Annotated in this window: 12 protein-coding genes; 4 read left to right on the forward strand and 8 right to left on the reverse strand. The window is 69.3% G+C overall.

Annotated elements, in window-relative coordinates; translation table 11 throughout:
• Positions 1 to 177: 177 nt before the first annotated feature.
• Complete coding sequence (locus ACXIZN_RS24195) at positions 178 to 1,668, reverse strand: chitinase (RefSeq protein ID WP_257488653.1); 1,491 nt, start codon at positions 1,666 to 1,668, stop codon at positions 178 to 180.
• A 161-nt stretch (positions 1,669 to 1,829) separates the two neighbouring features.
• Between ACXIZN_RS24195 and ACXIZN_RS24200 the strand changes: the two genes are divergently transcribed.
• Positions 1,830 to 4,193 carry a Tex family protein gene (locus ACXIZN_RS24200; RefSeq protein ID WP_457957032.1) on the forward strand — a complete coding sequence of 788 codons (2,364 nt, stop codon included), beginning with the start codon at positions 1,830 to 1,832 and terminating at the stop codon, positions 4,191 to 4,193.
• Between the two features lie 69 nt (positions 4,194 to 4,262).
• Here ACXIZN_RS24200 and ACXIZN_RS24205 read toward each other — a convergent pair whose 3' ends face one another.
• Together ACXIZN_RS24205 and ACXIZN_RS24210 are read right to left on the reverse strand one after the other, a co-directional pair.
• Positions 4,263 to 5,993 (reverse strand): acyl-CoA dehydrogenase, encoded by a 1,731-nt coding sequence (locus ACXIZN_RS24205; protein WP_457957033.1) that lies wholly within the window; start codon positions 5,991 to 5,993, stop codon positions 4,263 to 4,265.
• Between the two features lie 25 nt (positions 5,994 to 6,018).
• The gene (locus ACXIZN_RS24210) at positions 6,019 to 7,356 is read right to left on the reverse strand and encodes a serine hydrolase domain-containing protein (RefSeq protein ID WP_457957034.1); all 1,338 of its coding nucleotides are present in this window, start codon (positions 7,354 to 7,356) and stop codon (positions 6,019 to 6,021) included.
• Between the two features lie 276 nt (positions 7,357 to 7,632).
• On the opposite strand from ACXIZN_RS24210, the gene ACXIZN_RS24215 reads away from it, so the two are divergent.
• The gene (locus ACXIZN_RS24215) at positions 7,633 to 9,297 is read left to right on the forward strand and encodes a DEAD/DEAH box helicase (protein ID WP_457957035.1); all 1,665 of its coding nucleotides are present in this window, start codon (positions 7,633 to 7,635) and stop codon (positions 9,295 to 9,297) included.
• 530 nt (positions 9,298 to 9,827) lie between these two features.
• On the opposite strand, the gene ACXIZN_RS24220 is transcribed toward ACXIZN_RS24215, so the two are convergent.
• The 4 genes from ACXIZN_RS24220 to ACXIZN_RS24235 are packed head-to-tail and all read right to left on the reverse strand — an operon-like array spanning position 9,828 to position 13,609.
• Entirely contained in the window at positions 9,828 to 10,844 is a 1,017-nt protein-coding gene (locus ACXIZN_RS24220) for an iron-siderophore ABC transporter substrate-binding protein (protein WP_457957036.1), read from the reverse strand.
• Positions 10,845 to 10,871: 27 nt separating this feature from the next.
• Positions 10,872 to 11,765 (reverse strand): ABC transporter permease, encoded by an 894-nt coding sequence (locus ACXIZN_RS24225; protein ID WP_126737371.1) that lies wholly within the window; start codon positions 11,763 to 11,765, stop codon positions 10,872 to 10,874.
• The gene (locus tag ACXIZN_RS24230) at positions 11,752 to 12,534 is read right to left on the reverse strand and encodes an ABC transporter ATP-binding protein (RefSeq protein ID WP_257488660.1); all 783 of its coding nucleotides are present in this window, start codon (positions 12,532 to 12,534) and stop codon (positions 11,752 to 11,754) included. Before ACXIZN_RS24230 ends, ACXIZN_RS24225 begins: the two co-directional genes overlap by 14 nt.
• A gap of 16 nt (positions 12,535 to 12,550) precedes the next feature.
• Positions 12,551 to 13,609 (reverse strand): ABC transporter substrate-binding protein, encoded by a 1,059-nt coding sequence (locus tag ACXIZN_RS24235; RefSeq protein ID WP_457957037.1) that lies wholly within the window; start codon positions 13,607 to 13,609, stop codon positions 12,551 to 12,553.
• 216 nt (positions 13,610 to 13,825) lie between these two features.
• Here ACXIZN_RS24235 and ACXIZN_RS24240 point away from each other — a divergent pair, with 216 nt between their 5' ends.
• Positions 13,826 to 15,346: a sensor histidine kinase gene (locus tag ACXIZN_RS24240; RefSeq protein WP_457960590.1), complete on the forward strand. Its 1,521-nt coding sequence runs from the start codon at positions 13,826 to 13,828 to the stop codon at positions 15,344 to 15,346.
• Here the strand turns inward: ACXIZN_RS24240 and folP are convergent.
• Positions 15,343 to 16,209, reverse strand: coding sequence for a dihydropteroate synthase (folP, locus tag ACXIZN_RS24245; protein WP_126737369.1), 867 nt, complete (start codon positions 16,207 to 16,209; stop codon positions 15,343 to 15,345). The two genes, ACXIZN_RS24240 and folP, sit on opposite strands and share 4 nt — an antisense overlap.
• Positions 16,210 to 16,446: 237 nt before the next feature.
• On the opposite strand from folP, the gene ACXIZN_RS24250 reads away from it, so the two are divergent.
• A complete protein-coding gene (locus tag ACXIZN_RS24250) occupies positions 16,447 to 17,607 on the forward strand; it encodes a glycoside hydrolase family 88/105 protein (protein ID WP_457957038.1) in 1,161 nt (386 codons plus the stop codon).
• Positions 17,608 to 17,658 lie beyond the last annotated feature (51 nt).

Raw genomic sequence — 17,658 nt, forward strand, 5'->3', positions numbered from 1 at the left:
CCCCGGCCGCTCTGCGCCTCCCCCTCACCCCGCTCTGACCTCTTATGCATTTCGTCCTCTGGATGCGGTAGTTCGCCCTGCCAACTACCGCATCCAGAGGACGAAATGCATGACGTGGAAAGGGCGGGGCACCGTCGCCCGCGCGACGACGGTGCCCCGCCCCGGTCTACTGATGCGTCACGGGAGGCCGGCCAGGCCCGCGCTCACCGTGTTCGACCACGCGTAGCCCTGCGAGGCGTCCCAGTTGATCGACCAGGTCATCGCGCCCCGGATCGTCGGGTACGTCGTCGAAGGCTTGAACGACCCGCAGTTCGTGCCCTTCGCCAGGCAGTTCAGCGCGTTGACCGTGTTGCCGGGCGCCTGGTAGCCACCACCGGCCGCCGAGGTCGACGCGGGCAGGCCGAGCCCGACCTGGTCGGCCCGCAGGCCGCTCTGCAGCTGGATGCAGGCCAGCGCGGTGAGGAAGTCGACCGTGCCCTGCGAGTAGACCTTCTGGTCGCAGCCGAGCATCGAGCCGCTGTTGTAGTACTGCATGTTGACGATCGTCAGGATGTCCTTGACGTTCAGCGCCAGCTTGAAGTACTCCGCCGCCGGGCTCTGCATGTCGATCGTCTGCGGCGCCATGGTGATGATCGAGCCGCCCGCCGCGTGGATGCTGCGCAGCGCCTGCGCCATGTAGGTCGCGTTGACGCCGTTCTCGAGGTCGATGTCGACGCCGTCGAAGCCGTAGGTCGCGATGAGCGACTTCATGCTGTTGGAGAAGTTCGTCGCCGCGGCCGCGGAGTCGACGCGGATCGTGCCCTTCTCACCGCCGACGGACAGGATGACCTTCTGCCCGCGCGCTTGCGCCGTCTTGATGTCGGCCTTGAACTGCGCGTCGGTGTAGCCGCCGAGCTGGCTCGACAGACCGGAGTCGAGGGTGAAGCTGACCGCGCCCGGCGTGGCCGTCGCGTCGGCGAAGGACACCGCGATGATGTTGTACTTCGTCGGGACGTCGGCGAGCTTGAGCGCCTTCGCACCGTTGTAGAAGTTCTGCCAGTAGCCGGTGATCACGTGCTTCGGCAGGTTCCCGGTCGGCGGGGTGCTCGTCGTGGTCGTCGGCGGGTTGCTGGTGGTGGGGGTCGTGGTCGTCGGCGTGGTGGGGGTCGTCGGCGTCGTGGTGGGCGATCCGCCGGGGCCGTCGAGGTTCACGTCGTCGGCGAAGTACGCGGGCTGGCCGTACCAGCCGTGCAGGTAGATCTCGACGCTAGTGGTGGACGCGCCGGTGGTGAAGCTCAGCGAGAGCTGCGACCAGCTGCCGCCGCCGGGGGTCCAGGTGTTCTTGTCACCCGTCCCGGTGCCGGTGACACCGAGATAGGTGTAGCTGCCCTGCACCCACGCCGAAAGCGTGTACGCGGTGTTGGCCTTCACGGCCACGCTCTGCGAGCAGCGGGCGTTGTCCTGCCCCGCCGGGGTGGCGCTGAGCGCGCGAGTGCCCGAGTGGACCGGCGTGGTGACCACCGCGTTCGCTCCGGTGCAGGTCCAGCCGCTCGTTGTCCCGAGTTCGAAGCCGGGGTTGGTCAGGATGTTGGCGGCCGAGGCACTGCCCGAGACCGCGAAAGTCACCCCCAGGCACACGGCCAGTGACGACAGCAGGGCGAGGAACGCGTGTTTGGGCTTCACTTTCACGACTGGCCTCCACGAACGGGTGATGTCGGCCACATCAAAATGGTACAGACCAATACAACTGTCAAGGGTTCGGTTAGAGGAGGCCATACGAAAGTCGGCTCGGCACGAGCGGCAGAATGCAGGGTCCGAGAGCACCCGAGGGCGGATTCAGGAGCGTGGGAGTGAGCGTGCAGGGCCTGCAGACAGTCGAGCAGAAGATCGCCGAAGAACTCGGTGTGCGCGAAGGGCAGGTCAAGGCGGCCGTCGACCTGCTGGACGGCGGATCGACCGTGCCGTTCATCGCCCGGTACCGCAAAGAGGTCACCGGGATGCTGGACGACACCCAGCTCCGCACCCTCGAAGAACGCCTCCGCTACCTGCGGGAACTCGGCGAGCGCAAGGTCGCGGTACTGGAGTCGATCCGCAGCCAGGGCAAGCTGGACGAGGCGCTCGAAGCGTCGATCATGGCGGCGGACACCAAGTCCCGCCTCGAAGACATCTACCTGCCGTACAAGCCCAAGCGGCGGACGAAGGCGATGATCGCCCGCGAGGCCGGTCTGGAGCCGCTCGCCGACGGGCTGCTGAGCGACCCGAACACCGACCCGCAGGCCGCCGCCGCGGTGTTCGTCGACGCCGACAAGGGTGTCGCGGACGCGCAGGCCGCGCTGGACGGCGCCCGCGCGATCCTCGTCGAACGCTTCGCCGAGGACGCCGACCTGATCGGCGAACTGCGCGAGAAGATGTGGGCGGAAGGACGTCTGGCCTCGAAGGTCCGTGACGGCAAGGCCGAAGAGGGAGCGAAGTTCTCCGACTACTTCGACTTCTCCGAGCCCTACACCAAGCTTCCCTCGCACCGGATCCTCGCGATGTTCCGCGGTGAGAAGGAGGAGATCCTCGACCTCACGATGGAGTCGGAGGAGCCTTCGGAGGAACCGCGCACCGGGCCGACCGAGTACGAGAACCGCATCGCCCACAAGTTCGGCATCTCCAACGAAGGCCGCCCCGCCGACAAGTGGCTCGGCGACACCGTCCGCTGGGCGTGGCGCACGAAGATCCTGCTGCACCTGGGCATCGACCTGCGGATGCGGCTGCGCCAGTCGGCCGAGGACGACGCCGTCCGCGTGTTCGCCGCGAACCTGCGCGACCTGCTGCTCGCCGCCCCGGCCGGCACGCGCGCCACGATGGGCCTCGACCCGGGCTTCCGCACCGGCGTCAAGGTCGCCGTCGTCGACGCGACCGGCAAGGTCGTCGCCACCCACGTGATCTACCCGCACCAGCCCGCGAACAAATGGGACCAGTCCATCGCCGAACTCGCCGCGCTCTGCGCCCGGCACAAGGTGGACCTGATCTCGATCGGCAACGGCACCGCGTCGCGCGAGACCGACAAACTCGCCGGCGAGCTGATCAAGAAGCACCCGGAACTGAAGCTGACAAAGGCCGTCGTCTCCGAGGCCGGTGCGTCGGTCTACTCGGCGTCGGCGTTCGCGTCGCAGGAGCTGCCGGGCATGGACGTCTCGCTGCGCGGCGCGGTCTCCATCGCGCGACGGCTGCAGGACCCGCTGGCGGAACTGGTGAAGATCGACCCGAAGTCGATCGGTGTCGGGCAGTACCAGCACGACCTGTCCGAGATCTCGCTGTCGCGTTCACTCGACGCGGTGGTCGAAGACTGTGTGAACGCCGTCGGCGTGGACGTCAACACGGCGTCGGCGCCGCTGCTGACCCGCGTCTCGGGTATCACGACGACCCTGGCGGAGAACATCGTCGCGCACCGCGACGAGAACGGGCCGTTCAAGACGCGGAGCGGGCTCAAGGAGGTCGCGCGGCTCGGCCCCAAGGCCTTCGAGCAGTGCGCGGGCTTCCTCCGGATCCCGGACGGCGACGACCCGCTCGACTCGTCCTCGGTGCACCCGGAGGCGTACCCGGTGGTGCGGCGGATCCTGTCCTCCACCGGCACGGACATCCGTTCGCTGATCGGCAATTCGCGGACGCTGCAGGCGCTGAAGCCCACGGAGTTCGTCGACGACACCTTCGGTCTCCCGACGGTGACCGACATCCTCGCCGAACTCGAAAAGCCGGGCCGCGACCCGCGTCCGGCGTTCAAGACCGCGACCTTCGCCGACGGCGTCGAGAAGATCGGCGACCTCAAGCCGGGTATGCGGCTGGAAGGCGTCGTGACGAACGTGGCCGCGTTCGGCGCGTTCATCGACGTCGGCGTGCACCAGGACGGCCTCGCGCACGTCTCGGCGCTGTCGAAGAACTTCGTCAAGGATCCGCGCGAGGTCGTGAAACCCGGCGACATCGTCAAGGTGAAGGTGCTGGAGGTCGACGTGCCGCGCAAGCGGATCTCGCTGACCCTGCGGCTGGACGACGAGCCCGGCAAACCCGCTCGCGAGCAGGGCGGCGGCGGTCGTGACCGCGGCCAGCGTCAGGGCGGCGGTCAGCGTGGCGGCCAGGGCGGCCGTGGTGGCGGCCGGGACCGCGGCGGCAACTCCGGTGGCGGCGGCGCCATGGCGGACGCGCTCCGGAAGGCCGGCTTCGGCAAGTAGGTCTCAGCAGTACATGAAGGCCCCCATCCTGTACCTAGGCGCAAGGATGGGGGCCTTCATGTACTCGGGTCAGGGATTCATGGCGTAGGCACCCGAGAGGTCCCGCACGAGCGACCACACGTGGTCGAAACGCGCAGCGTCGACGACCGGCTTCCGGATCGAAGCGAGCGCGAGCGCCTGCTGCGCGTCCGTCGAGGACGCCTTCCCGTGCAGCTCGATCGCGGTGAGGCTGAAGGCCTGCACCAGGATGGCGAAGATCTGGTCGACGACCTCGGTCTCGATCCCGGTGATCTCGGCCTGCTCCAGCACCAGCTGCCCGTAGACGACCAGCGTGAACAGCTCGGTCAGCGCGAGGCCGAAGTCGATGTCCTGCTGCTGCGCCTCGTCCGGGGCCGCGTCGGTGAACAGCTTCACCAGCGCCTCGGCCTGCTCGGTGAACCGCGCGACGTTCGGGATCGCGGACGCCTTCGCGTACGCCTCGCGCCAGTCGTGGAACCGCACCTTGGACAGTCCGCGCGCGGGGCCCTGCCGGAACAGGAACTCGTCGTCAGCCGCGTCGGACCGGGTCGGCACCGGCTCGTAGGCCTGCGGCGCGAACAGGTACGCGGGCACGAACTTCGCGATCAGCGCGAGGTTCACCGCCACCGTGCCTTCCAGCTTCGGCAGGCCGTCGATGTCGTTCTTAGACATCGCGAGGTACGTGTCCGCCTCGAAACCCTTGGCCGCCACCACATCCGCGACCAGGCCGATGACCTTCTGCGCCTCGGTGGTCACCTTCATCTTGGTGATCGGGTTGAACAGCAGGTACCGGCGGTCGTCCGCGTTCGCGCTGCGGAAGTAGTCCACGGCGCGGTCGGAGAACAGCTTCATCGCGACGAGCCGCGCGTACGCCTCGACGAATTCCCGGCGCACGTGCGGGAAATCGGTGACCTTCTTGCCGTAGAGCACCCGGTTGTGCGCGTGCGTGATCGCCTCGTACAGCGAGTGCGTCGACATCCCGATACCGCCGAAGCACAGGTTGAACTTGCCGATGTTGACCGTGTTCAGCGCCGCGGAGAAGGCGTCGGCGCCGACGTGCAGAATGTCCTCTTCGGACACCGGATAGTCGTTCAACTCGAACTCGGCGACGTACATCTGCGACGGCACGACGTTCTTCACCACGCGGTAGTTCGGGTGCTCCGAGTCCGCGTAGAAGAACACGTACTGGTCCGGGCCCTCGACGCCGTCGATGCGGCCGAACACGGACACGGTCCGCGCGCAGTTGCCGTTGCCGATGTAGTACTTCGACCCGTTCGCGCGGTAGCCACCCTTGCCGTCCGGGGTGAGCACGAGGTCCGACGAGTAGATGTCGGCCCCGTGCTCCTTTTCGGACAGTCCGAACGCGGCGACGCCGCCGGCCGCGAGCGAGTCCGCCGCGCGTTTGCGGGCGGCCTCGTTCGCGCTCTGCCACACCGGGCCCAGGCCGAGGATGGTGACCTGCCACGGGTACCAATAGTTCAAGCCATAAAAGCCGAGGATTTCCGAAAGCGCCGCGACCCGCGCGGTGTCCCAGCGCTTGTCGGGGTTCCCCTCGGCGTTCGCGCCAGGAGTGAGGAACGTCGAGAACAGGCCTTCCTTGCCCGCGAACTCGATGAAGTCCGCGTAGAAGGTCCGATCGTGGTAGTCCTCGACGAGCTTGCGCTTGCCACGCTGTTCGAACCACTCGATGGCGGCACGCAACAGGCGACGCGTCTCCGGGTCGAACTGCTGGGGGTCGTACCCACCCGGGTTCAGCAACAACGCGGTCGCCTTTTCGCTCATGGTCACTCCTGGTCAGCCGAAGTTACTACCCGGTAACCGTAGCGCCTCGCGTCGCCGTCCGGCCACCGAACTCGATCGAAGTCACCTCCCCGTGGTCGTTCCGCAGGAAGCGCGCGGTGGGCTTGCGGGTGTCGGCGGCGGGGGCGATCGCGTCGCCGCCCACGAAAACGGCCTCGAACGGCGGCGGCGACGGGAAGCCCTCGATGTCGGCGACCAGCTGGGCCCAGAGAGCGCCGTCGCGGTCCTCGACCACGAACGCCAGGTCACCGGTCTGGTAGCGGCCCAGGTACTCGGCGATGTCCGGCTGGGGCACCGGCGGCGGGGTCGGGAGCGGCGGCAGCCCGACCAGGTGTTCCAGGCACCAGTCGACGATCTTCGCGCCCAGCGCGGACCCGCCCGCGCTGTTGGTCAGCACCGTGACGGCGAAGTCGTGTTCCGGCAGGGTGACGAAGTCCGACAGCTGCAAGTTGCTCACGTTGCCGCCGTGCCGGACCAGCCGGGCGGTGCCGTGGGTCGTGTGCAGCCAGCTCAGCCCGACCTCCTCGAACCGCAGCGCGGCCTTGCGTTGCGGCGCGCGCATGAGGTCGCGCGTGGCTTCGCTGATCGGCGGCTCGCCCTCGGCTTCGCCGGTCAGGAAGAACCGGGCCCATTTCAGCTGGTCTCCCGCCGTCGACCACAGCCCGCCGCTCGCGCTGTCCGCACGGGTGAGTCCCACGGTGTGCTCGACCGCCGGTTCGCCGTCGTGCAGCACGTGCCCGACGGCGTGACGGCGCGTGAGCACTTCCCAAGGCAGGTAATACGACTCGGTCATGCCGAGCGGTTCGAGCAGCCGGGCGCGGACCACCTCCTCGAAGGGTTCGCCCGCCACCACCTCGACGACCCGTCCGGCCAGCTGGAATCCGGCGTTGCAGTAGGAGAACACCTCGCCGGGCGGGAAGTTCTGCGGCAGGTCGCCGAACTTCGCGATCGCGAGGGCCAGCGCGTCGTCACCCCACCCGGTCGTGAAGTCGACGTCGCCGAGGAAACCGGCGGAATGCGTGAGCAGATGACGCAGGGTCACCGTCTTGCGCGCCACCGGATCCGCCAGCGGGAGATCGGGAACGTAATCGACGACCGGCCTGTCGAGATCCAGCACACCGTCTTCGACCAGGGCCAGCGCGACGGCCGCGGCGAAGGTCTTGCTGGTGGAGCCGATCATGAACAGGGTGCCGGGATCGACCGGAAGCCCGGTGTCCACACTGGACACTCCAGTGGCGAATACCGACTCCTCGCCCCGGTAAGTCACCCCCACCACCGCTCCGGGGACGTTCGCGCGACGCGCCTCCTCGTCGAGCACCCCTTGCAGTTCCTGAACGTTCGACACCCGTGTCCCCTTTCGTCCGGTCGGGCCAGCGTTTCACCGCGACGCCGCCTCCCGCTCGTCCGAACCGACGAACATCACCGGGCCGGTGCGGGCGATATCACGTAGCCCGGGAGATCACGACCCAGTACACTGGACGACGCGGTCCGCTCAGTTCTGCCTCGGGCCGCGTTTCGTTGTCGAAGACCACGCGCCGCGGCCCCCCGAGGTCTGCGCCGGGCAGGACAACCGTTCCTATCCTTACGGAGATACCAGGGCGCGCTTCGCGCCCACACGCTTATGAGCACACCTACTTTCACCGAACTCGGCCTGCCCAAGACCATCGTCGACGCGCTCGCCGAACAGGGCGTCACCAGCCCGTTCCCGATCCAGGCCGCCACGCTGCCGCATTCGCTGGCGGGCCGCGACGTCCTCGGCCGCGGCCGCACCGGCTCCGGCAAGACGTACGGCTTCGTGCTGCCCGTCCTCGCCCGGCTCGCCGAAGGCCCGACCCGCCGCCGTCCCGGGCGCCCGCGTGCGCTGGTCCTGGCGCCGACGCGCGAGCTGGCGACCCAGATCGAGGCGTCGTTCCTGCCGCTGGCCAAACCGCTCGGCCTCAAGGTCACCACGATCTTCGGCGGCGTCAGCCCCAACCCGCAGATCACCCGGCTGCGTGACGGCGTCGACATCGTCGTCGCGTGCCCCGGCAGGCTCGCCGACCACATGCGCTCCGGCGAGGCGAAGCTCGACCACATCGAGATCACCGTGCTGGACGAGGCCGACCACATGGCCGACCTCGGCTTCCTGCCCGACGTCCGGCGCATCATGGCCGAGACGCCGGAGCGTGGGCAGCGCCTGCTGTTCTCCGCGACCCTCGACGCGGGCGTCGACGTGCTGGTCAAGCGCTTCATGCACGACCCGGTCACGCACAGCGTCGACTCGGCCCAGTCGCCGGTCTCGACCATGAAGCACCACGTGCTGCACCTGGAGGAGACCCACCGGCTGCCGGTGCTGATCGACCTCACCGCCGCGCCGGGCCGCACGCTGGTGTTCACCCGCACGAAGCACCGCGCCAAGCAGCTGACGCGCAAGCTCATGGCCTCCGGCGTGCCGGCGGTCGAACTGCACGGCAACCTCGGCCAGACCGCGCGCACGCGCAACCTGGAGGCGTTCGCCTCCGGCGCGGCGAAGACGCTGGTCGCCACCGACATCGCCGCGCGCGGGATCCACGTCGACGACGTCACGCTGGTCATCCACGCCGACCCGCCGGTCGAGCACAAGGCGTACCTGCACCGCTCCGGCCGGACCGCGCGGGCCGGGGCGTCCGGCACCGTCGTCACGCTGATGACCGACGCGCAGGTCGGCGACGTCCGCGACCTCACCCGCAAGGCGGGTATCAAGCCGACCACGACGCAGCTCGGCCCCGGCCACCCGCTGCTGTCGGAGCTGGCGCCTGGTGAGCGTTCGTTCACCGCGTCGCCGCGGCGGCCGATCGTGGACACGCGGCCGAAGCGGGTCAGCGCCAGCGGCGAGGCCATCCCGGGCAAGGGTGAGGACGAGGACCGTCCGGCCAGCGGTGGGCGTGGCGGCCGCGGTGGACGTGGCCGAGGCCCGTCCGCCGGTGGCCGTGGTGCTTCCGGTGGCGGCCGTGGCTCTTCTCGCGGCGGTCGTGACGCTTCCGGCCGCGCTTCCGACGGACGTTCGCGTCAGCCTCGCGCCGAGGGCGACCGCCGAGGTGCTCCCGCCGGCCAAGGCCGTCGCGCGGGCGAGTCCGCCGGACGTCGCGAAGGCGCGCCCAAGGGCGGTGGCCAGGGTCGTCGCTCCGCCGACTCCCAGCCGCGCCGCGGCTCCGGTGCCGCAAAGTCGCAGTCCTCGCGGACCCAGTCCGGCGGTGCTCCGGCCCGTCGCGGCGGTGCCGCCGCGTTCTCCTCCGGGACCCGCGCCGGCTCGCGCCGCTCGCGCTAACGCTCCCCGCCTCCCGTCACGCGAGTTACGCCCCCAATCACGCGAGTTACGTCCTCAATCACGCGTGTTCCGGCGGCCGTCACGCGTGATCGGATGGACGACACGTGAGTCGTCCGCCTGATCACGCGTGTCGACCGTCTGATCACATGAGTCGGCCGCTGGATCACACGTGACGGCCGTCGGCTCTCACGGGTTTGAGGGCGGACACGTGTGTCTGGGGACGTAACTCGCGTGATTGAGCGCGTAACTCGCGTGGCCAGAGGCGTAACTCGCGTGATTGGGCGCGTAACTCGCGTGAGCAGAGGCGTAACTCGCGTGGGTTGAGGCGTAACTCGCGTGGGTGGGGGCGTGACTCGCGTGGGTGGGGGCGTGACTCGCGTGGAGGAGGGCGGATCAGGCCTGGCGGGCGGCGGCGCGGGCTTCAGCGGCCGCCCGACGCTCCTCGAAGCGCGAAGCCTGCGTGTCGAGGGCCTTCAGGAACTGGTCGAGTNTTCAGGACGTCAGGTGTCTCGAAAGTGGCTTTCGCGACATCAGGAGCCGGCGACGGCCGCCAGCTTCGGCACCAGTTGCTCGATCGCGTACGGGATGCTCAGCACGGTGTTGAACGAGATCGCGGCCCCGACCGGCGGGTTCTCGTAGGTGATGAACAGGTCCCGCTTCTCCGCCGACACCTTCAGCCGCTGGTACACCGGATCGGCCCGCACCCTGGTCTCCGCGTTGACGTCGGAGTTCAGCCACACCAGGCGATCCGCGTCGAACAGGTCGAACCGTTCGGACGAGACCTCGACGACGTTGTTCTCCGGTCTGCTCAGTGCCTTGACCGGTTCGAACGGCCGGAAGCCCAGCTCGGCCATGAAGATCATCTTCGGGTCGGTCGTGGTGAACGCGGAGAATTTGCCCGCCTCGAAGGTGTCGGCGACGACCATCGTCAGCTTCGCGAACCCGGGGTGTTCGGCCCGTGCCTGCGCGAACCGCCGGTCGATGCCGGCGATCAGGTCTTCGGCCTTCTGCGGGAGCCCCAGCGCGCGGCCCACCATCCGGGTCATCTCCTGCCACGGCGCCGCGTAGTCCTCGTACTTCGGCGGCTGCGCGACGACCGGCGCGAGCTGCGAGAGCTTGTCGTACTGCTCCTTCTTCATCCCGCTGTACTGGGCGAGGATCAGGTCCGGCTTCAGCGCGGCGATCTTCTCGAAGTTGAAGTCGTCCCGTTCGCCGACGACCTCCGGCTGCTTGTCACCCCAGCGAGCCTGGGTCCACGGCCACTTCCCGTACGGCCGCTCCTTGAACCAGTCGACGGCGCCGACCGGCCGGATCCCGAGCGCCAGCACGGCGTCGTGGTCGGACAGGCCCAGCGTGACGATCCTCGAAGGCTGCTTCTCGACCGTCGCCGACCCGTATTTGTGCTCGACGGTCACCGGGAAGGTGCCCCGGGACTCCGCCGGCACCAGGCTCTCGTCGGCCGATTGCGAAGAACCACAACCGGCCACCAGCAACGACATCATCAGGGCGGTCAGGGTCGCCTTGACCCGCACCCCAGTAACGGACATGCGGGTAAGGCTAGCCTGACCAAAGTCCTAAAGGGACGCGGTGAGACCACGCGCACGTAGGACCGAACGTTCCAGCGGACGGAACACCACCAGCTCGATACCGACGCCGACCAGCAGGATCAGGAAGATGGCCGACATCACGGCCTCCATGCTGTTGAACGACGAGCCTTCGTGGAGGTACGCGCCGAGACCCTTGCCGAGTGCCGGGGACAGCGCGATCAGCTCGGCGGCCATCAGCGAACGCCACGAGAACGCCCAGCCCTGCTTGAGCCCGGCGAGGAATCCGGGCAGCGCGGCGGGCAGCAGGATGTGCCGCGCGGACGACAGCCTGCTCGCCCCCATCACCTGGCCCACCCGCGGCAGGATCGGCGGGATCTGGTCGATGCCGGCGACCAGGCCGTTGGCGATCGACGGCACCGAGCCCAGCAGGACCACGAAGTAGATCGACGCGTCGTTCAGCCCGAACCACAGGATCGCCGCGGGCACCCAGGCCACCGACGGAAGGCTCTGCAGCCCGGTCAGGAACGGCCCGACCGCGGCCCGGACGACCCGGACCTTCGCCACGAGCAGCCCGAGCGGGGTCCCGATGACCACGCCGATCAGGAAACCCAGCGCGGCCCGATGGACCGACGTCCAGACGAACTCGAAGATCTCACCGTCGACGGTGATTCCGACGAGTTCGTCCCACACCGCCAGCGGCGCGGGCAGCATGGCCTCCGGCCAGAACGCGGCGGCCCACAAGGCCTGCCACAGCGCGACCAGCAACACCAGGAAGACCACCGGCGGCACGAAGCCGCGCAGGAATCGCTTCCCCCGGCTCTCCCGGCGTTCCCCGGTGGGGGTGTCGAGCGAATCGAGCCCCGCGCCGACGGCCTCGTCGGCGTCTGCCGCCGCGGTTTCGGGGCGGTCAAGCCGCGGCATGGGTACTGATCACCTCCCGGAGGTGACCGGTGATCTCCAGCGTCAGCTCCTCGGCGTCGGAGGCCTGGACGTCGCGCCATTCCCGCACGACCCGGCCCGGCCGCGACGAAAGCAGCACGACCCGCTGGCCGAGCCGGACGGCCTCGCGGACGTCGTGGGTCACGAACAGCACCGACGTGCCGGTGCTGCGGTAGACGCGCAGCAGTTCACCCTGCAGGACGTCGCGGGTGATGGCGTCGAGCGCGGCGAACGGCTCGTCCATCAGCAGCAGCGACTGCTCCGGGTCACCGCCGACGCGCAGGGTGGCGGCCAGCGCCCTGGCGAGCGCGACGCGCTGCCGCATCCCGCCGGACAGCTCGTGCGGCCGCTTGTCGCCCGCGCCGCCGAGGCGGACGAGTTCGAGCAGTTCGGCCGCCTTCCGGCGACGTTCGGACCGGCCGAAACCGGCGAGACGCAGCGGCAGTTCGACATTGCGGGCCGCGGTCAGCCACGGCATCAGCGCGGCCTCCTGGAACATGACCGCCGGCCGGGAGGTCTCCAGGGTGATCGAGCCCGAGGTCGGCCGGTCGAGACCGGCGACCAGGTTCAGCAGGGTGCTCTTGCCGCAGCCCGAGGCGCCGAGGAGACAGACGAACTCGCCGGGGGCGACCGTCAGATCCATCCCGTCGAGGGCCACGACGGCGCGGCCGGTCGGCCCGAAGGCCTTTCGCACCCCGTCGAGGCGCACGGCGACACCGGTGGACAGGCCGGGCTCCAAGGTGGTCGTCATCGCTGATCCCCTCCGGTCACTTCGTCAGCCCGGGCGCGTTCACGCCGGGCTTGCCCTGCTCTTTGAGCACGGCGTTCAGCGGGCCGAAATCGGCGAACCCCTTGAGGTCCACCGCGGACTTCACCACGCCCGCGGTCACCGAGTCCTGCGCGAGCTGGCTGAAGGTCGACGCCACCGGGTCGATGCCGAGTTCGATACCGGAGAACGCGCGGTCGAGAACGGCCTCGCTCAGTGTGCTGCCCGCGAGGGCCTTGAGCTCGCCGTTGACGACCTTCTTCGCCTCGGCGGGGTTGGTCTTCGCCCACTCGATGGCGGCGAGTTCACCCTTGAGGATGGCGGTGACGGTCTCCGGGTGCTGCTGCAGGAATTCGCTGCGGACGATCACGACGGTGGTCGGGAACTTGCCTTCCGGCCACAGCGTCTTCTCGTCCAGCAGGACCTTCGCGCCCGCGTCCAGCACGAGCCGCGAGGACCACGGCTCCGGCAGCCAGCCGCCGTCGAGCTCGCCCTTCTTGAAGGCGTCGAAGGTCTTCGGGTTGTCGAGGTTGGTGATCTTGACGTCGGGCAGCTTCTTCTCGGCGACGAACTTCTTGAGCGCGACGTCCTGGGTGTTCGCCAGCGACGGCGTCGCGATGTTCTTGCCGGTGAGCTGCTCGGGCGCGGTGATCTCGGGCTTCACGACCAGCTGCGCGCCGCCGGTGACCGCGCCGGAGACCAGCTGGATGGAGCCCTTGGACTTGGTGAAGGCGTTGATGGCCGGACCGGAGCCGATGAACGCGATGTCGAGCGAGTCGCCGAGCAGCGCGTTGACCTCTTCGGGTCCGGCGTTGAACGTCTGGGTGGTGAGCTTCGTCGAGCCGAGCTCCTTGGCGAAGAAGCCGTTCTTCGCGCCGATCAGCGCGGGCGCGTGGGTCACGTTCGGGAAGTACCCGACGCGCACCTCGGCCGCGGCACCCTGGCTCTTCTGCTCCACCTCGGTACCCCGGTCGGCACGCGAGCACCCGGCGATCCCGCTGGCCAAGGTCAAGGCGGCGAAGGCCGCGGCCAGCAAGCGGATTCTGTGGTGGGTGCGCACGGAAGGTCGCCTTTCGGAGGGTACGACTCGGCTCGGGTGGTGGCGCGAGAGTCGCATGTTCACCCGCGTACCTGCATCGCCATCCGAATGACGGGAAAGATGCTGAGAATCCTTGACACCAGGCGGAACACCTGTTCCACATTTCAGGACCGGTGTAACGGATCGGGCCGAACGGGCGAATCACGCTTAGTGGTGACGCACCCTCGTACCGTCGCGATGGCGGGCGTGCTGACCGCCGGGATCGGGATGGGCGTCGTCGCGTCGACGCTCAAGATCGCCGACGGCACGCACACCGTGCTCGACACCACCCTGTCCACGACGACGGGGTTCCTCTTCCTCCTCGCCGGCGCCGTCGCGCACGTGCGCCGCGCCTCGAACCCGATCGGCCTGCTCATCGCGCTGGCCGGGCTCGCGTTGTTCACCGAGGACCTGCAATTCGCCGGCGAACCGCTGGTGCACACGGCCGGTCTGGCGCTGTCGGCCGCGTCCAGCCCGGTGATCGCGCATCTCGTGCTCGCCTTCCCGCACGGGAGACTCCGGTCGCGCTGGGAACGGGTGCTCGCCCTCTCCGCGTACGCCGTGGTGTTCGGGTCGGCCGTCCTCGGCCTGCTGGTCAACGACGATCCGCAGAACCTCGCCGCCGTCGCCGCCTCGCCGGAGGCCGAACATCTGGTCAAACGGCTGCTGGAGCTGGTCGGCGCGCTGATCGGCGGCGGGGTCGTGGTGGTGCTGCTGTATCGCTGGCTCACCGGGCGGATTCCGCAGCGGCGGTTGCTCTCCCCCGTCCTCGCGATCGCCGTCGTCGGCGCGGTGAGCACCACGATCGGCAGCGCGCTCGGCTCCGGGCATCCGCTCGCCGAACCCCTGCTGGACGTCTACCGGATTTCGTTCTGCCTGTGGCCGCTGACGTTCCTGATCGGCGTGCTGCGGGCACGGGTCGGCAACGCGGAGATGATCCGGCTCCTGCTGGAACGCGACGGCACCGGGCTGGCCGCGCTCGTGCAGGACGACGAGGTGTGGAAGGACAGCCGGTCGATCGACGCGCTCAACGCGGCCGCCGGGCTGGTGCTGGACAACCAGCGGCTCGCCGCGGAACTGGAGGAGCGCCTCGTCGAGGTCCAGGCCTCCCGCGCCCGCATCGTGGCCGCCGCCGACGACGAACGGCGGCGGGTCGAGCGGGATCTGCACGACGGCGCCCAGCAACGCCTGGTCAGCGTCGTCCTGCTGCTGCGGATGGCGGAGCGCCGGCTCGGGGACGAACTCACCCCCGCCGTCGCGACTCTGCTGAGGAGCACCATCGACGAACTGCAGGCCACGGTCACCGAACTGCGGGAGCTCGCGCGCGGACTCCGCCCCGCGATCCTCACCGAGGCCGGCCTGATCCCCGCGGTCCGGTCGCTGCTGGACCGGGTCCCGCTCACCGTAGATCTCGCGGGCGCGGACGTACCGCGGCTCAGCGGTGCCGTCGAGGCGACGGCGTACTTCGTCGTCTCGGAGGCGGTCACCAACGCCTTGAAACACGCGCGGGCGGGCGAAGTCCGCGTGTGCATCCGCGTCGAGGACGACGGCCTGCGCGTGGACGTCCACGACGACGGCACCGGCACGGCCGACCTCGGCGGCGGCTCCGGGCTGCACGGCCTCCGTGACCGGGTCCGCGCGCTCGGCGGCGAGCTGACCGTCGCGAGCGAACCCGGCTCGGGCACCACGGTTTCGGCCGTCATTCCCTTGGACGGCTAGGCGAGCCCTCGGATGGCGCGTGACGGCGGCCGCGTCCCCTGGATGGACGCGACCATCTCCAGCACCTGACGCGTGCGCCGCACCTCGTGCACCCGGAAAACCTTGGCCCCCTCGGCCACCGCCCAGGCCGTCGCGGCGAGGGTGCCGTCGACCCGCTCCGCGAGCTCGACGCCGAGCGTCTCGCCGACGAAGTCCTTATTGGACAGTGCCATCAGCACCGGCCAGCCGGTGTCGGCCAGTTCCCGCGCGTGCCGCAGCAGCGCCAGGCTGTGCCACGTGTTCTTGCCGAAGTCGTGCGTCGGATCGATCAGCACCCCTTCACGCGGGACGCCGAGCGCGACGACGGCTTCGGCGTGCGCCGTCGTCTCCGCGACGACGTCCGCGACGACGTCCGGGTAGCGCACCCGGAAGGGACGGGTCCGCGGGACGGCGTTCCCGGTGTGCGAGCAGACGTAGCCGGTGCCGAACTCGGCGGCGACCTCGGCCAGTTTCGGATCGGCTCCCGCCCAGGTGTCGTTGATCAGGTCCGCGCCCGCCTCCGCCGCGCGCCTGCCCACCTCGTGGCGCCACGTGTCGACGCTGATCACCAGGCCGGGGTGCAGTTCGCGGATCCGCTCGACGAACGGGACCACCCGTCGGATCTCTTCCTCGACGTCGACCTCCGCGCCGGGGCCCGCCTTGACCCCGCCGATGTCGACGATGTCCGCGCCGTCGGCCACCGCCCGGTCGACGGCGGCGAGCGCGTCCGGATCCGAGAAGGTCGCCCCCCGGTCGTAGAAGGAGTCGGGGGTGCGGTTGACGATCGCCATGACCAGTGCGCGGTCCCGGGCGACGCGGCGCCCGCGGAAGGTCAGCTCGTTCACGCACCGATCGTAGGCGAGCGGACGCCCGGCCGGTGAGTACCGCCCATCGGGACCGTCCCGGCGACCGGGAGCGCCCATTCGAGTGGCGTATCTGATATATGACGTAAGAGATCGGATCTCTCTTGACTCGCCGTCGAAGCCGCGGGTAGACGTTGTTCAGCCGGGATGGCGACGGACGGCGGATCGGCATCCCGGCCACTCACTCCCCCGGTTCCCCCGGCGCAGGAAGGGCCTCGAATGTCCCCAGATCCTCTTCGCGCGGCACGGCTTTCCCGGCGCACGGTCCTGGCGGGAACCGCGGGCGCCGTCGGCGCGCTCGCCCTGCCCGGCGTGGCCGCCGCGGCGCCGGTGGACTGGTCGCGCGCCGTCGTCGACTCGACGATGAAGCGGCACACCCCGGCCACCCTCGGCGGCTGGGGATACACCCGCGGGCTCTACCTCTACGGCCAGTACCTGGTGTACAAGCGCACCGGCGAGCAGTCCTACCTCGACTTCATCCTCGCCTGGTACGACAGATTCGTCACCGAAAGCGGGATCTCCAACAACTTCACCAATCTGGACGCGATGCGCTCCGGGCAGATGTTCCCCTTGCTGTACACCGAAACCGGTCAGGCGAAGTACAAGACCGCGGCGGACCAGTTGCGCGCCAGGTTCCCGTCCTATCCCCGTACGTCCGACGGCGGGATGTTCCACGCCACGAGCCGGGTCGGCCAGCTGTGGGCGGACGGCGTGTACATGGCGCAGCCGTTCCTCGCCCTGTACGGCAAGACGTTCAGTGATACCGCCTACTGCTACGAAGAGGCCGCGAAGAACGTCAGCGTCTACTTCGACCGGCTCAAGGAGCCCGCGAAGGGCCTGCTCTACCACGCCTACGACGAAGACGGCTCGGAACCGTGGGCGTCGGGCCCCGGGCGGCATTCGAAATTCCACTGGGGCCGCGCGATCGGCTGGCTCGGGATGACGGCGATCGACCTCCTCGAAATCCTCCCCCGCGACCATCCGCGACGCCGTCGTCTCGTCGACGTCGTGAAATTCCTCGCCGCGGGGTACGCCCGCTGGCAGGACCGGGCTTCGGGCCGCTGGTTCCAGGTCGTCGACCGGGGCGGCGACAAGGACAACTGGCTGGAGACCTCGGCTTCGGCGATGTACACCTTCCTGCTCTCCCGCGCGGTGGAACGCGGCTACGTCGGCCCCGAGTACCGGCCCGTGGCCGCGAAGGGGTATCGCGGGGTCTTGTCCCAGGTTTCGACCGGAGCCGACGGAATGACCGACATCTCGAACATCTCCGAAGGCACGAACGTCGGGGACACGGCGTATTACTACGCGCGTAAACGCAACACCAACGATTTCCACGGTCTCGGCGCGTTCCTCATCATGAATGAGCAACTCGCCCGCTGAGGACGCCGCATCGGCCGAAGGGCGCTTTCCCCGCTTCCGACCTGGGGAAAG

Source organism: Amycolatopsis sp. TRM77291, from assembly GCF_054166285.1.

Excerpts from the sequence above, each read along its gene's own strand:
- ACXIZN_RS24215 (WP_457957035.1), top strand. The coding sequence starts at position 7,633 with ATGAGCACACCTACTTTCACCGAACTCGGCCTGCCCAAGACCATCGTC.
- ACXIZN_RS24240 (WP_457960590.1), top strand. The coding sequence starts at position 13,826 with ATGGCGGGCGTGCTGACCGCCGGGATCGGGATGGGCGTCGTCGCGTCG.
- ACXIZN_RS24230 (WP_257488660.1), bottom strand. The coding sequence starts at position 12,534 with ATGACGACCACCTTGGAGCCCGGCCTGTCCACCGGTGTCGCCGTGCGC.
- ACXIZN_RS24220 (WP_457957036.1), bottom strand. The coding sequence starts at position 10,844 with ATGTCCGTTACTGGGGTGCGGGTCAAGGCGACCCTGACCGCCCTGATG.
- ACXIZN_RS24250 (WP_457957038.1), top strand. The coding sequence starts at position 16,447 with ATGTCCCCAGATCCTCTTCGCGCGGCACGGCTTTCCCGGCGCACGGTC.
- ACXIZN_RS24225 (WP_126737371.1), bottom strand. The coding sequence starts at position 11,765 with ATGCCGCGGCTTGACCGCCCCGAAACCGCGGCGGCAGACGCCGACGAG.
- ACXIZN_RS24205 (WP_457957033.1), bottom strand. The coding sequence starts at position 5,993 with ATGAGCGAAAAGGCGACCGCGTTGTTGCTGAACCCGGGTGGGTACGAC.